This window comes from uncultured Salinibacterium sp., from assembly GCF_963974405.1.
Taxonomy (GTDB): domain Bacteria; phylum Actinomycetota; class Actinomycetes; order Actinomycetales; family Microbacteriaceae; genus Rhodoglobus.
In genome coordinates this window covers 1,296,485-1,311,022 of the sequence record NZ_CAXBBH010000001.1, presented here as the reverse complement: position 1 = coordinate 1,311,022, position 14,538 = coordinate 1,296,485, and the positions used below count along the sequence as shown (strand labels likewise).

Annotated in this window: 12 protein-coding genes; 8 read left to right on the top strand and 4 right to left on the bottom strand. The window is 59.8% G+C overall.

What is annotated here, in order from left to right:
- The 6 genes from AACZ26_RS06510 to AACZ26_RS06485 all read left to right on the top strand — a co-directional run bounded on the left by AACZ26_RS06510 (position 1) and on the right by AACZ26_RS06485 (position 5,581).
- Positions 1-606 carry a TetR/AcrR family transcriptional regulator gene (locus tag AACZ26_RS06510; protein WP_339620080.1) on the top strand — a complete coding sequence of 202 codons (606 nt, stop codon included), beginning with the start codon at positions 1-3 and terminating at the stop codon, positions 604-606.
- Positions 607-697: 91 nt separating this feature from the next.
- A complete protein-coding gene (gene valS / locus AACZ26_RS06505; RefSeq protein WP_339620078.1) occupies positions 698-3,295 on the top strand; it encodes a valine--tRNA ligase in 2,598 nt (865 codons plus the stop codon).
- A 63-nt stretch (positions 3,296-3,358) separates the two neighbouring features.
- Positions 3,359-3,838 (top strand): GNAT family N-acetyltransferase, encoded by a 480-nt coding sequence (locus tag AACZ26_RS06500; RefSeq protein WP_339620075.1) that lies wholly within the window; start codon positions 3,359-3,361, stop codon positions 3,836-3,838.
- Positions 3,838-4,068, top strand: coding sequence for a hypothetical protein (locus tag AACZ26_RS06495; RefSeq protein WP_339620073.1), 231 nt, complete (start codon positions 3,838-3,840; stop codon positions 4,066-4,068). Before AACZ26_RS06500 ends, AACZ26_RS06495 begins: the two co-directional genes overlap by 1 nt.
- A gap of 137 nt (positions 4,069-4,205) precedes the next feature.
- A complete protein-coding gene (locus tag AACZ26_RS06490; RefSeq protein WP_339620070.1) occupies positions 4,206-4,760 on the top strand; it encodes a hypothetical protein in 555 nt (184 codons plus the stop codon).
- On the top strand, positions 4,754-5,581 hold the full coding sequence (locus AACZ26_RS06485; RefSeq protein WP_339620069.1) for a PKD domain-containing protein: 828 nt from the start codon (positions 4,754-4,756) through the stop codon (positions 5,579-5,581). Before AACZ26_RS06490 ends, AACZ26_RS06485 begins: the two co-directional genes overlap by 7 nt.
- Before the next feature lie 45 nt (positions 5,582-5,626).
- On the opposite strand, the gene AACZ26_RS06480 is transcribed toward AACZ26_RS06485, so the two are convergent.
- Positions 5,627-6,418 carry a class I SAM-dependent methyltransferase gene (locus tag AACZ26_RS06480; RefSeq protein WP_339620068.1) on the bottom strand — a complete coding sequence of 264 codons (792 nt, stop codon included), beginning with the start codon at positions 6,416-6,418 and terminating at the stop codon, positions 5,627-5,629.
- Between the two features lie 22 nt (positions 6,419-6,440).
- On the opposite strand from AACZ26_RS06480, the gene AACZ26_RS06475 reads away from it, so the two are divergent.
- Positions 6,441-8,465 (top strand): M3 family metallopeptidase, encoded by a 2,025-nt coding sequence (locus AACZ26_RS06475; protein WP_339620066.1) that lies wholly within the window; start codon positions 6,441-6,443, stop codon positions 8,463-8,465.
- Here AACZ26_RS06475 and AACZ26_RS06470 read toward each other — a convergent pair.
- Positions 8,462-10,816, bottom strand: coding sequence for a transketolase-like TK C-terminal-containing protein (locus tag AACZ26_RS06470; protein WP_339620064.1), 2,355 nt, complete (start codon positions 10,814-10,816; stop codon positions 8,462-8,464). The genes AACZ26_RS06475 and AACZ26_RS06470 overlap by 4 nt on opposite strands.
- Before the next feature lie 165 nt (positions 10,817-10,981).
- Complete coding sequence (locus AACZ26_RS06465) at positions 10,982-11,989, bottom strand: 1-aminocyclopropane-1-carboxylate deaminase (RefSeq protein ID WP_339620063.1); 1,008 nt, start codon at positions 11,987-11,989, stop codon at positions 10,982-10,984.
- Between the two features lie 117 nt (positions 11,990-12,106).
- On the opposite strand from AACZ26_RS06465, the gene AACZ26_RS06460 reads away from it, so the two are divergent.
- Positions 12,107-12,769: a GntR family transcriptional regulator gene (locus AACZ26_RS06460; RefSeq protein ID WP_339620061.1), complete on the top strand. Its 663-nt coding sequence runs from the start codon at positions 12,107-12,109 to the stop codon at positions 12,767-12,769.
- A gap of 311 nt (positions 12,770-13,080) precedes the next feature.
- On the opposite strand, the gene clpX is transcribed toward AACZ26_RS06460, so the two are convergent.
- Positions 13,081-14,358 (bottom strand): ATP-dependent Clp protease ATP-binding subunit ClpX, encoded by a 1,278-nt coding sequence (gene clpX / locus AACZ26_RS06455; RefSeq protein ID WP_339620060.1) that lies wholly within the window; start codon positions 14,356-14,358, stop codon positions 13,081-13,083.
- Positions 14,359-14,538: the final 180 nt, after the last annotated feature.

The window sequence follows — 14,538 nt, the reverse complement described above, 5'->3', positions numbered from 1 at the left end:
GTGACGTCTCCTCGCTCTTCTGCCCGTGGCCGCCCGCCCGCTGCATCCCGAGAACTCCTTCAAGAGTCTGCTTTCGAGTTGTTTATCGAGAATGGCTACACGGGCACTACGGTCGATCAGATCGCCACCCGTGCTGGTGTCAGCCGCAACACTTTCTTCAACTACTTCGACGCCAAAGGTGAAGTATTTTGGGTGGAGCTGGATGCCGCTACCGAGCGATTGAAAACGGCCTTGGCCGATCAGCCGTCGCCGCATGCTCCCGCGACCGAGGCCATCCGCACGGCGATGTTGGCGGCTGTGGCTCCCTTCGAGTCGCACCATGTGCCGTTTATCCTCACGCAATACGACCTCATAGGGAGTGCTGCGGAAGTGCAGGCCTCGGCGATGAGTCGCTTTGCGACCCAGGCGCGTTTGCTGAGCGGATACGCCCAGCAGCACGGTGTCGATTCGGCGGTGGCTCGCGCTCACGCCTATTCACTCATTGCGTGTGTTGTTGCTGCGGCTCAGGAATGGGCGCAGTCGGGTCCACAGCGGGGGCGGCTTGAGCCCTACGTTCACCGGGCCATCGACACTGTGCTGGTTGCCTCGCCGTCGAGTTCAGTCTGAGCCCGCAGCTGTCCGTTACGATTGACAGCACCACTCACACTCAGGCACCTCTTCTTTGACTCGGTGCCGCACATATCGAACCGGAGAAATCATGTCGTCGAGCGTTCCCGAAAAGCCCGCCCTAGAAGGCCTCGAAGACAAGTGGGCTCCCGTCTGGGAGAACGAGGGCACGTACCGGTTTGATCGCCAGAAGGCGCTCACCGACGGGTCTGACTGTGTGTTCTCGGTCGACACTCCCCCGCCGACGGCATCCGGAAGCCTGCACATTGGCCACGTCTTCAGCTACACCCATATGGACTTGGTTACGCGCTTTCAGCGCATGCGCGGAAAAGACATCTTCTACCCGATGGGGTGGGATGACAATGGTCTCCCCACCGAGCGTCGGGTTCAGAACTATTACGGTGTGCGCTGCGACCCCACACTGCCCTACGACGCAAACTTTGAGCCCCCGCAGCACGGCGGCGAGGGCAAGTCAACGAAGGCTGCAGCCCAGTTGCCGATTTCGCGCCGCAACTTTGTTGAGTTGTGCGAGACCCTGACTGCTGAAGACGAGAAGCAGTTCGAAGACCTGTGGCGCCAACTTGGCTTGAGCGTTGACTGGAACCTCACCTACCGCACTATTGGTGACGATGCTCAGCGTGCCGCTCAGCGCGCCTTCTTGCGCAACCTTGAGCGCGGCGAGGCCTATCAGGCTTTCGCTCCGACGCTGTGGGATGTCACGTTCCGTACCGCGGTTGCGCAGGCGGAGCTCGAAGACAAAGAGCAGCCCGCCGCGTATCACCGTCTTGCTTTCCACAAGGCGGATGGCGACGACATCCACATTGAGACGACTCGCCCCGAGCTGCTGCCCGCGTGTGTTGCTCTCGTGGCTCACCCCGACGATGAGCGCTACAAGCACCTCTTCGGCACGATGGTGACGACGCCGATCTTCGGGGTTGAGGTTCCGGTTCTGGCCCACCGCCTTGCTCAGCAAGACAAGGGCTCGGGAATTGCCATGATTTGTACGTTTGGTGACGTCACCGACGTTGTGTGGTGGCGCGAGCTTGACCTGCCGAACCGCACCATCATTGGTGCCGATGGCCGCATCATTGCTGATGCTCCCGACGTCATTGTGGGCGAGGCCGCTCAGGCTGCCTATGCCGAGCTTGCCGGTAAGACGGTCTTCAGCGCGAAGGCCGCCATTGTTGAGTTGTTGAAGGCATCCGGTGAGATGATCGGCGACGCGAAGCCGATTCAACATCAGGTGAAGTTCTTCGAGAAGGGTGACAAGCCTCTCGAGATCATTTCAACGCGCCAGTGGTACATCACCAATGGTGCGCGCGACGAGAAACTGCGTGGTCGTCTGCTCGAAGCAGGCAAGCAAATCAACTTCACTCCCGACCACATGCGGGTTCGTTACGACAACTGGGTGGGCGGCCTCACGGGTGACTGGCTCATTTCGCGCCAGCGCTTCTTCGGTGTGCCGATCCCCGTTTGGTACGAGCTCGATGCCAATGGCGAAAAGGGTGCCCCGATCGTTCCGAGCGAAGACTCGCTGCCAATCGATCCTTCGTCGGATACCGCTCCCGGCTATACGGAAGACCAGCGTGGTGTTCCCGGTGGTTTCGAGGGTGAACTCGACATCATGGACACGTGGGCGACCTCGTCGTTGACCCCGCAAATTGCTGGTGGCTGGGAGACCGACCCCGAACTTTTCAACGTCGTCTTCCCCTACTCGCTGCGCAGCCAAGGCCAGGACATCATTCGAACCTGGTTGTTCTCCACAGCGTTGCGTTCGGAACTCGAGCACGGAACGGTGCCGTGGCGCAATGCCGGCATCTCGGGCTTCATCGTTGACCCTGACCGCAAGAAGATGTCCAAATCTAAGGGAAACGTGGTCACGCCTAAGGGCATGCTCGATGACCACGGTTCGGATGCGGTGCGCTACTGGGCAGCATCCAGCCGCCTCGGAACTGACGCGGCTTTTGATCCGCAGAACCCGAAGCAGATCAAGATCGGTCGCCGTCTCGCGATCAAGGTATTGAACGCGTCGAAGTTTGTCTATTCGTTCCCGGCTCCTAGTGGTGCTTCGGCCGATTCTGGCGCTGCGGTGACGGAGGCTCTCGACCTCGAGATGCTTGCCGAGCTTGCCGCGGTGGTCGAGCAGGCCACAACCGCGCTCGACAACTTCGACCACGCGAAGGCTTTGGAAGTCACGGAGAAGTTCTTCTGGGCGTTCTGCGACGACTACCTTGAGCTCGTGAAGGAACGCGCCTACGGTGCCGGAACCCCTGAAGCACAAGCGAGCGCCAATCGCGCCCTGCACACCGCTATCGACGTGTTCTTGCGCCTCTTCGCGCCGTACCTTCCGTTTGCTACCGAGGAGGTCTGGCGTTGGACGCACGACACTTCCGTGCACACGGCAACCTGGCCGACCGCCGACGAGCTCGGCGTGACGGCCGCGCCGAGTGGTCTGTTCTCGGCTGTTAGCCAAGCACTCATCACGATTCGCCGCGCCAAAACTGATGCCAAGGCGTCGCAGAAGACCGAAGTGACCTCGGCGACCCTCGCGGGGCCAGCCCTGATTGCGGCTGCGATTGATGACCTGAAGGCTGTCGGCCGCATCCACGAACTGACCATTGTTGAAGCCGATGAGATTGAGGTTCGCGACATTGTTTTGGTTGAGGCTGCACCGGAAACGTCCGCTTAAGGTCTCGTGAAGGTTCGGCACCGGGTTCGGTGCCGAACCCGAAAACCGCGTATTGTTGAATGAATGACGAACTCAGGGAAGCCTTCGTACACGATCCGCGACATCCAAGAAGATGATTTTGAGCAGTGGAAAGCACACTTCGTAAAGTACGGAGTGTTCTACGAAACCGAGTTCACTGACGAAATCGTTCAGGGCGTCTGGGAATGGCTCATGGATGACTCGGCACAACTCAACGCAGTTGTTGCCGTTTCTCCCGAAGACCGTCCCCACCCCGGTGACATCGCCGCTTTCGGCCTCTACCGTCGCCTTCCTGACACGTTCACCGCCTCGTGGGGTTGGTTCATGGATGACCTCTATGTCGACCCTGAGCACCGCGGTGCTGGTGTTGCCGGAACGATCATCGACGACATCGCTGCCCGTGCGGCAGAAGATGGTGGCGGAAAGCTCCGCTGGATCACCAACAAGGAGAACGACAGCGCTAAGCGCCTTTACGACAAGGTTGCTGACCGCACGTCGTGGATCCTGTACGAAAAGAACGTTTAATGCAGCTCGGCACACGATGGTCGGTGGGCGCTGCTGTGCCCGATCGTCTTTCCGCAGAAATGCGTGAAGCGATTGCAGGCGTTGAAGCGGATATCGCCCACCTCGATACGAGCGCGTGGCGGTGGACCCTCACCTGGCTCGAATCACGTCCCGTCGCTGAACTCGACGACGGCACTACCGTGCGCCAAGCCGCCGACGGCACTGTGACCGTCGAAGAACCCGTTTCTTAGCAAAGACCACAACTCAAACCACTTCTCACGTTGCTCGCTTCGCGCCCGTGCTTGTGCACGTTTCGGTGCGGAGCGGGCAACGTTTGTGTTGTGGAAAGTTGAGCACCAAGTTTGGTGCACCTGTTTAGCTTCTTTATATGCGCTTTTCGAACCTCGCCCCCCTCACAATTGGCGTGCTTCTCCTCGCCTCACTCAGCGGATGCGCACCCTCCGGCACCCCGGAATCGCCCGAGCCGACCGCCACCTTCGTTGCGCCCTACGCGACCGATGAAGAAGCGTTGGCTGCGGCTGAGGAGGCTTATGCGGAGTACCTTCGCGTCTCAAACGAAATTCTTCACGCGGGCGGCACCGATCCTGAGCGGCTCTCTACGGTCGCAGTCGGCCCGTTCCTGGACAGCTCGATTGATTCCTTCAAAGAGCAGCAAGCTGAAGGCCACATCGTCACTGGCAAGTCTTCGATTAGGAGCGTCGAGCTCCAGAGATACTCCCGGACGGGACCCAGCCGGGAAATGATTACTGTCTATCTCTGCGAGGACCTCTCCCTGGTGGACGTCATGGACTCGAAGGGAAAGTCCGTTGTTTCCCCAGATCGAGGGGACTCCATACTGCTCCAAGTAACTTTTGACTTCGTCGAATCTTCGAGTGCGCTTATGGTTGCGGGCTCCGAGAAGTGGAGTGACGAGCCGTGTTGAAAAAGCCAACCGCTGTAGCGGTCGGATCGATTCTTCTCATTAGCTTCATAGCGCCCACAGTTGCTTATGCTGACGGGCAGAGCACTGACTGTTCTAGCTATCAGCAGTCGCTTGGCCACTGCCCAGACGTCGCAGTGGGTAGCGACTCCGTCGACCTCGGAGCCACTATCGAGCAGCCAGGCTCGGGCGGCGGCTCATCCGAGTGGGAGCCTGACGCTGACGGCGCGGCAGACATCCCGGTCGATGACGCTCTCGATAGCGTCGAAGAAGCGTGGTGTGACCTCCAGCGTCTTGAGTGTGTCCCCTGGACTCCACCCGTAGAAGAAGCCGAGGCTGGCCCGATCACAATCTCCGACATTGCGAGCTTCCGGCCACAGCAACCAACCGCGGCAATGCAACCCAACCAGTGGATGATCGTCGGTCTCGACACCAACTTCTACGCCAACGCACCTGCCCATGTTGTTGACGGCACCCTCTTCGGCGGCACCGCCCAAGTGCGATTCACCCCCACCACCTACACCTGGGACTACGGCGACGGGAACACCGTCAGCCTCACAAACCCCGGAACGACCTGGGCAAAGTACAAGATCGCCGAATTCGACCCCACCCCCACCAGCCACATCTACAACGAGCCCGGCAACTACACCATCACCCTCGCCGTGACCTACGCCGCCGAATACCGCATCGCCGGCAGCAGCTGGCAAAACGTCGTCGGCACCCTCACCATCACAGCACCACCACTCACCGCAACCGCAGGCCACGCCAGCACCGTGCTCGTCGACCAAGACTGCAACACCAACCCCACCGGAATCGGCTGCTAAACGAAAACCACCCCGACTACGCCCCCGAGGTCGCGAAAGGAAGCGTTACACGCGCGCCAGAATCTCACCATGCGGCATCGCCATCCACCCCTCAGCAGAATCAGCCCACTCCCGCCACGCACCACTAATCTGCTGCAACACCTCCCGCGTCGCAAGCGACTTACTCAACGCATCCTCAGCAAACGCCGACTCCAACACCCGCGCCTCCCACATGCTGCCCCACCACTCACGATCAGCCGCATCCGAAAAACTCCACACCGAAGCCGACGCCGAAAAGTCCACAAAACCTGCCTGCATCACCCACGACTTCAAACGTCGCCCCGCATTAGGCTCACCCCCATTGCTGCGATGCACAGCATCATAAACATCAGCCCACACCCTCAAACCCGGAAGCTCCGGAAAACACACAGTGCCCGCATAATCAACATCCCGCACAGCAATCAGCCCACCCGGCTTAGCAACACGCCTCATCTCCCGAAGCGCCGCAACCGGATCACCCAAATGCTGCAACGTCTGATGCGAATGCACGAGATCAAAACTGTCATCAGCAAACGGCAGCGCATACGCGTCACCCACCACAAAACTCAGATTGTCGGCAGAGAAAGCCGACGCCCTCTCGATCGCGGCGGGAGCAGCATCCAACCCCACCACAGCGCCAGGCGCCAACCGCTGCGCAAACTCAGCCGTGATCGTGCCCGGACCGCACCCCACATCAAGCAACGAAAGCCCCTCCGCAAGATGCGGCTCAAAATAAGCCGCCGAATTAGCAATCGTGCGCCACGTGTGAGATTTCAAAACACTCTCATGATGGCCATGGGTATATCGCTCATTCGTCATAAACCGAGAATAGGGTAGAAGAATGACCAATCCTTTCTATGAGCCCAGCACACTGCCCTTTGGCATGCCACCCTTCGCCGACATCGAAGACGAGCACTACGCTCCCGCATTCGAGAAAGGCATGGCCGAACAGCTCACCGAAATTGACGCCATCACCGCACAAACAGAAGCACCCAGCTTCGACAACACCATGCTTCCGCTCGAAAAGAGCGGCCAACTCCTCAACCGTGTCGCCATCGTCTTCTTCAACAAGACCTCCGCCGACAGCAACGCTGCAACGGATGCCCTCGAAGAAGTCATCGCACCACAACTGGCAGCACACAACGACGCCATCAGCCTCAACAGTGCCCTCTACGAACGAATCCGCAGCATCCGCGACACCCTCGACAGCACCGACCTCGACGCCGAAGCGCGGTACCTCGTCGAACGATACTTCACCGAATTCACCCTCGCCGGTGCCGGGCTCAGCGAAGAAGACAAAACAACCCTGCGCAACTACAACTCGCGCCTCTCCAGCCTCACCACCAAATTCGAAAAGAACCTCCTCGCCGACACCAACGACCTCGCAGTAGTCGTCGACAACGTCGAAGAACTCGATGGACTCGACGCATCTGAAATCTCGGCGGCCGCCAGCGCGGCGAACGATCGGGGCCTCACCGGCAAATACCTCATTACGCTCATCCTGCCCACCAACCAGCCCCACCTCTCCCTATTGAAGAATGCGGATGTACGGGGCCGCGTCATGGCAGCATCACGCACTCGCGGCATCCGCGGCGGCGCATTCGACAACCGTGAACTCGTTCTCGAAATCGCCACACTACGGTCGCAGCGAGCAGCCCTCCTCGGATACGACAGCCACGCCGCCTGGGTGACAGCCGACGGCACCGCCCAGAACCCACAACGAGTAGCCGACATGCTAGGCAAGCTGGCGCCCGCCGCCGCCCGCAACGCGCGCGACGAGCATGCGGCACTCGAGAAACTCGCTGGCACCGAAGTAACCGCCGCCGACTGGGCCTACTACTCCGAAAAGGTGCGCGGCGAAAAATACAACGTCGACACCACCCAAATGCGCCCCTACTTCGAAGCTGAACGAGTATTGCGCGACGGAGTGTTCTTTGCCGCCACCAAGCTCTACGGTGTCACCTTCAGCGAGCGCTACGACCTGCCGGCGTATCACCCCGACGTCCGCATCTTTGAAGTCACCAACGAGGATGGCTCTGAAGTCGGGCTCTACACGCTCGACCTCTACACGCGTGACTCTAAGCGCGGCGGAGCGTGGATGAACTCGCTCATCGCCCAATCGGATCTGCTCGGGCATCCGGTGATCGTCACCAACAACCTCAACGTGCCGAAACCCGCAGCAGGCGAGACCACACTGTTGACGTATGACGAAGTCAACACTCTGTTCCACGAATTTGGCCACGCCCTGCACGGACTTTTCGCACGCGTCACCTACCCCAAGTTCTCAGGAACCAACACTTACCGCGACTTCGTCGAGTTCCCCAGCCAAGTCAACGAAATGTGGATGCTGTGGCCCGAGGTTCTCGACAACTACGCCAAGCACTACAAGACCGGCGAACCCATGCCCCGCGAAATCGTTGAGCGCATTCAGGCAAGCGCCGCCTTCAATGAGGGATTCCTCACGAGCGAGTACCTGGCCGCCGCGCTCATCGATCAAGCGTGGCACCGCATTGGTGTGAGCGACGAAGTGACGGATGTCGCAGCGTTCGAAGCACACGCCCTTGCTGAGGTTGGCCTCGACAATCCTGCAGTGCCGCCGCGCTACTCCAGCACCTACTTCCAGCACATTTTTGCGAACTCGGCCTACGACGCCGGCTACTACTCGTACATTTGGAGCGAAGTCTTGGATGCCGACACCGTCGAGTGGTTCACCGAAAACGGCGGCCTCACGCGCGCCAATGGCGACCGCTTCCGCTCGCGACTGCTCGGTGTTGGTGGATCGAAGAACCCCCTCGAAGCGTTCCGCGACTTCCGTGGACGCGACGCCGAACTGCAGCCGCTCCTCAACCGTCGCGGGCTGAGCTAAGCGGAGTATCCCAGCAGGTCACTCGCGGCTCGGATGATCGCATCCGAGTCAATTCCATGAAGCGCATAGGCATCGCTCACGCTCGAGGATTGACCGAATTCGCTCACCCCAAGGTTACGGATGCGATCACCCCGCACTCCCGCCAAGAACGCGAGAGTGTGGGGGTGTCCATCCATCACCGTGACCAGAGGGGTGCGAGCGTGGGCGGGGAAGAGATCGTCAACGATTGACATCCGCGCTGGAGCGGCTCTGTCATAGCGTCGATTGAACGAGCGGAACACGAGATCTGGACTCGTCAGACACACGATCCCGGTGCGGATTCCGCGACCCTCGAGCCGCCGTGCCGCATCTACGACTTCAGGCATGATCGCTCCGACGCCCACCAAAGTGATGGCATCCTCGGCAGGATCATGAGAACTCAGACGGTAGCCACCAGCGACCACCTGATCGCGTCGTTGTTGGCGAAGCGCCGGGTCTTCCGGTAGCGGCGACAACGATTGGTCGATGGGGCGCGTTGAAATTCGAAAGTAAGCAGACTGGCCATCCGGCTTTCCGATGTTGCTCATACTCTCCAGCAAGCACCACTCGAGGTCTTGCGCGAAAGCGGGCTCCCATGCAACACAACCTGGTTGTTCGAGGCCAATAGAGGGCGTTGTGATGGATTGGTGCGCTCCGCCCTCTGGCGCGAGCGTGACGCCTGACGGCGTTCCGATCAGGATTGATTGTCCGCCAGAGTAAATACCGTACGACCACGGTTCGAGGGCTCTCGAGACGAAGGGGTCATAAATGGTGGCGATAGGAATCAGCGGTTGCCCCCAGCGGCTCCACGTAGATCCGAGCTCCCCCGCCAGACAGACAAGGTTGACCTCGGCGATGCCCAGTTCGATATGTTGCCCTTGCGCGCCTTCATTCCACTTCAGCAGTCGATCAGCGTCGTCAGCGAACCAATCGTGACGTTCGCCGACTGACCACACTCCGGTCTTGTTGATCCATCCGCCAAGGTTCGTAGACGACGCGACATCCGGGCTCAATGTCACTACTCGGCGAGCGACTTCGGGGGCCGCGCGGTTCAGGTCAAGAAGAAAACGCCCGAGTGCTGCCTGTGTTGAAATGGTTGGTTTGTAGCTCCAAGGCAGCTCGCTCGGCACCGCCTCAATCGCGTGGCCTTCGATAGCCGGTCGACGAAGTCGTTCTGCCGCATCACGACAGAGTGCGCCTTCCCGAGTGTTCTCGGCGAAGCGCCGCCACGGCTCAGCGAGTGTCATCCCTGATAGCGCGGCCAACTCCGCCATCTGGGCTTCAGTGAGTTGGGCAGCGTGGTTGTTGGGGTGCCCTTCCGTCGCAAGCCCGCGCCCCTTGACGGTGTACGCAAAGATGACGGTCGGTCGTTCAGGGTCAATTTCTCGATACGTTTCGAGAAGCAAATGGATGTCGTGCCCGCCGAGATCACGGATGCTCGCCGCGAGTTCGTGGGGGCTCAGTGTCTGCACAAGCTGTGCCAGAGCCGGCGCTGGCTCCTCGCCAAGTAGGCGTGTGTGGACTTCGTCGGGATGGCTGCGCAGTAGTCGTTGATACTCTTCATTCGCCATCGACTCGAGGCGTTCGCGCAGTTCTTCTCCGCCAGGCTGCACAAAGAGGGCATGGATACGCCGCCCCCATTTGCAGGTCAGAACTTGCCAGTCCGCTGCCGCAAACATCCCCTGCAGTCGGGCAATTTGAACGTCAGGAATAACGCGGTCGAGAGATTGCCGGTTGAGGTCCACAATCCAGACGAGCTCGCCGAGTTGGCGCGCCCCCGAGTCGGTAACTGCTTCCCACACGGCTCCTTCATCCAGTTCGGCATCGCCGAGCAGACTGATGAAGCGACCAGATTCAGGGGTTTCCGGAAACTGATCACGCAGGTAGCGGTGAGACATCGCTGCCCATAGCGGTGCGGTGGCGCCGATTCCTACGCTGCCGGTCGAGAAATCGACCGTGTCAGGGTCTTTGAGGCGACTGGGGTAGCTCTGCAGTCCGCCGAGCTCACGAAGCGTCGGAAGATACTCTTCGCCCAGCTCTCCGAGCAGGTAGTTGATCGCATGCAAGACGGGTGATGCATGCGGCTTCACCGATACTCGATCAATGGGAGTGAGTTCGGCGAACCACAGCGAGGTCATAATTCCCACCATCGATGCGCTCGACGATTGATGCCCGCCCACTTTCACGCCCGAATCGTTCGGCCTGCCGCGGTTCGCCGAGTCGATGATGGCTGTCGCTGTCCACAGCACCCGCTGCGCTATCGAGTCGAGTACATCGTCGCCGAGGCTCGCTGCGGCTGAAAGAGGGCGTGAGTTGACCGCGGGTTCGCTCATTGTCTGACTACCGCTGCGCGAGCGGTAGTCGTCGAATTCACTCGGTCCGGTCGGTGGTGCTACGTCGTACGGCATCGGCGGTGATTCCTTACTTGTGTGCTGTGGACCGAGAAGTGGCCCCTGTATCGACGGCCAGTGGCAGTGTGCGGCAGCGCGCGTTATCCGCTAGCGAAACAGCCCGCTGTAAGCGTTCAGCGAGAGTTGGCCGCCGAGGTGGGCGTACAACACGTTGCTGTCAGCGGGAATGTCGCGGCTCGACACGAGATCGATAAGTCCAGCGAGGGACTTGCCTTCGTACACGGTGTCCGTGATCATGCCTTCCAGCGTCCCACCGACGCGAATCGCCTCGAGCGTGGAGTCGACGGGGATGCCGTAGAGATCCCCTGCCCATCCCTCAAGCACAGAGATTTCGTCTTCACGCAGTTCGCGCTCAAGCCCGATGAGCTGAGCCGTGTGGCGAGCAATACGCGAGACCTGGTCGCGCGTCTTCTCGAGAGTCGCCGACGCATCAATACCGATGACACGACGGGGGCGATCTTGCCCCGCGAACCCGGCAATCATTCCGGCGTGGGTAGAGCCTGTCACGGTGCAGACGACGATCGTGTCGAAGAACACTCCGAGTTCGCGCTCTTGAGCTTCCACTTCATAGGCCCAGTTGGCGAAGCCAAGACCACCGAGATGATGTTCGGATGCTCCGGCCGGGATCGGATACGGCTTACCGCCGGCAGCCTCAACGTCAGCGATAGCGTTCTTCCAGCTGTCGCGAATACCGATGTCGAACCCGGAACTGTCGAGCCGAACATCCGCTCCCATGATCCGGGAGAGTTGGATGTTGCCGACGCGGTCACTCAAGGGGTCGGGCCAATCGACCCAGTTCTCCTGTACGAGAACCGCTTTCATGCCGAGCTTTGCTGCGACCGCGGCAACTTGGCGAGTGTGGTTTGACTGGTAGCCGCCAATGGAGACGAGGGTGTCAGCGCCCTGCGCGATGGCATCCGGAACGATGTACTCCAGTTTGCGCGTCTTGTTTCCCCCGAAGGCCAAGCCACTGTTGACGTCTTCGCGCTTGGCCCAGACAGTTGCCCCGCCCAAGTGGGCGCTCAACCGGGGAAGTTGGTGAATCGGGCTCGGCCCAAAAGTGAGGGGGTAGCGTTCGAAGTCTGAAATGCCCACGAGGGCTCCTCTCGTTGTGGCCCCGTTCCGAAGCCGATATGCAATATATTGCAGCCTCGACTCCCCTATGTCAAGCAATCTCAGCCAAAGTCGCGCCAGCGACATACAATATTTCGCATGCCAGTGCCTGAGAAGAACGCCGTCCACAAACGATCGCTCTTGCGCGATGACGTGTACGCCTCCATCCGTGATGCGATTGTCGATGGCAGTTTCGCGCCAGGAGAACGGCTACGAGACACCGAACTCGAAAAGTGGCTCGGGGTGAGCCGCACCCCCATTCGCGAAGCACTGCTCCGTCTTGAACGCGGCGGACTTGTCGTCTCTCAGCCAGGCAAAGCAACCCTCGTTGCCCCCTATGACCCTGCTTCAACTCACGGCGTTCAGCAGGTCACCGCAGCGCTCCACGAGCTAGCGGCGAGGCTCGCACTGCCCTCAATCACGGATGCCGAACTCAGCACCATGGAGGAAGCAAATGCCAGGTTCGAAACCGCCCTGGATGCCGAAGACGTGGACGCCGCTCTCGATGCTGACGATGACTTTCACGAGGTATTCATTGCAGCCAGCGGAAACGACACCATCGCACAAGTGCTCTCGCAGCTAACCCCCATACTTCGCAGGGTGGAACGGATGCGGTTTAGCTCTCATTCGGGGCGCGAGTCCGTCGCTCAGCACGCGCTCATCGTCGCGCACGCGCGCAGCAACGATATCGACGAGGCGCTCGTTGCGGTGCGCGAGAATTGGCTTTCGCTCCCCCATCACGCGACGGACGCTACGTCGTAAAAGTCGCCGGCAAGAAAATCTGGGGAAAACCCTTTCGCTCGCGTGCCAAAACACGGCAGAATGGTTCGCGGTCGTAGTTCACTCGGCCCTGACGCTTAGACGTCACCTAGCACGATGCCCTGAGGGCGACTCACTCACAGCCTTACCCAAATCTGGCTGCGATTCGATTCGCGGCGCGGTCGCCCTCAGGCCCATCACTTGCCGTCTCTCAAAAAGCAGCGTGCTCCTTCATTGGACACTGCTGTGCTCACACGGCAGCGTGCCCCTGAAGGCACAGCGAGGCACCGGATACCTCAAGCGCTGAGTCCGCGCTAAGCGGACTTTTCTTGCCGAATAGGCTTACGCGGAATAATCGTCGGAGCCGCGTTCTCCAACACGGCAGCCTTCGTCACGATAACTCGACCGACTGTTTCATCCGAGGGAACATCGAACATGATCGGTCCGAGGACTTCTTCGAGAATGGCACGCAGGCCGCGAGCACCTGTCTGACGGAGCACAGCGAGGTCCGCAATCGACTCCAAGGCTTCTTTCTCAAACTCGAGCTCGACGCCGTCAATCTCGAACATCCGCTGGTACTGACGAACAAGGGCATTCTTCGGAGTCGTGAGGATGTCCATGAGAGCGACCTGATCGAGCTGAGTGACCGTGGTTACCACGGGGAGCCGGCCGATGAACTCGGGGATAAGACCGAACTTATGCAGGTCCTCCGGCAGAACTTCGCCGAAGAGGTTAACGTCATCACCCTTGCTGTGCAGCGGGGCGCCGAAGCCGATTCCCTTTTTGCCTGCACGGTTCGAGATGATCTCTTCGAGTCCCGCGAATGCACCAGCAACAATGAAGAGCACGTTGGTCGTGTCGACCTGGATGAACTCTTGGTGAGGGTGCTTGCGGCCACCCTGGGGTGGAACGGAGGCAACGGTGCCTTCCAGAATCTTCAGGAGTGCTTGCTGCACGCCCTCCCCCGACACGTCACGTGTGATGGAAGGGTTTTCGGCCTTGCGGGCGATCTTGTCGATCTCATCGATATAGATGATGCCCGTCTCAGCACGCTTAACGTCATAGTCTGCGGCCTGAATGAGCTTGAGAAGGATGTTCTCCACATCCTCGCCGACATAACCAGCCTCGGTGAGCGCGGTGGCATCCGCAACAGCGAAAGGCACGTTGAGGCGCTTCGCGAGCGTCTGAGCGAGGTAGGTCTTGCCGCAACCGGTGGGGCCGATCAGCAAGATGTTGGACTTGGCGATCTCGACATCATCAATAACAGCGTCAGCAGAAGTGATCGTGTTGCGGGCACGAACGCGCTTGTAGTGGTTATAGACGGCGACAGAGAGAGCGCGCTTGGCTGCCTCTTGGCCGATGACGTATTCCTCAAGAAAGGCGTAAATCTCGCGTGGCTTGGGCAGATCGAATTCGCTTGATGCTTCTTCGCCGGCCTCAGCAAGGCGCTCTTCAATGATTTCGTTGCATAGATCTACGCACTCGTCGCAGATATATACGCCAGGACCGGCAATCAATTGCTGTACCTGCTTTTGGCTTTTGCCGCAGAAGGAACACTTGAGCAGGTCCGCGCTTTCCCCAATTCGGGCCATGCCGGTTCCTCTCCTTGAGTAAATACCTTGACAACGAGCCTAACCCGATATTCGTTCAGTCTTGGTCACCATTACCAGTGGCGTTTCGGCGAGTCGGTCGAGCGGTGTTCTGCGGGCATCCGCGACGACAAAATAGGGTCAGAATACGAACTAGGCTGGGAGGAATAGCGGCCGCTGAGA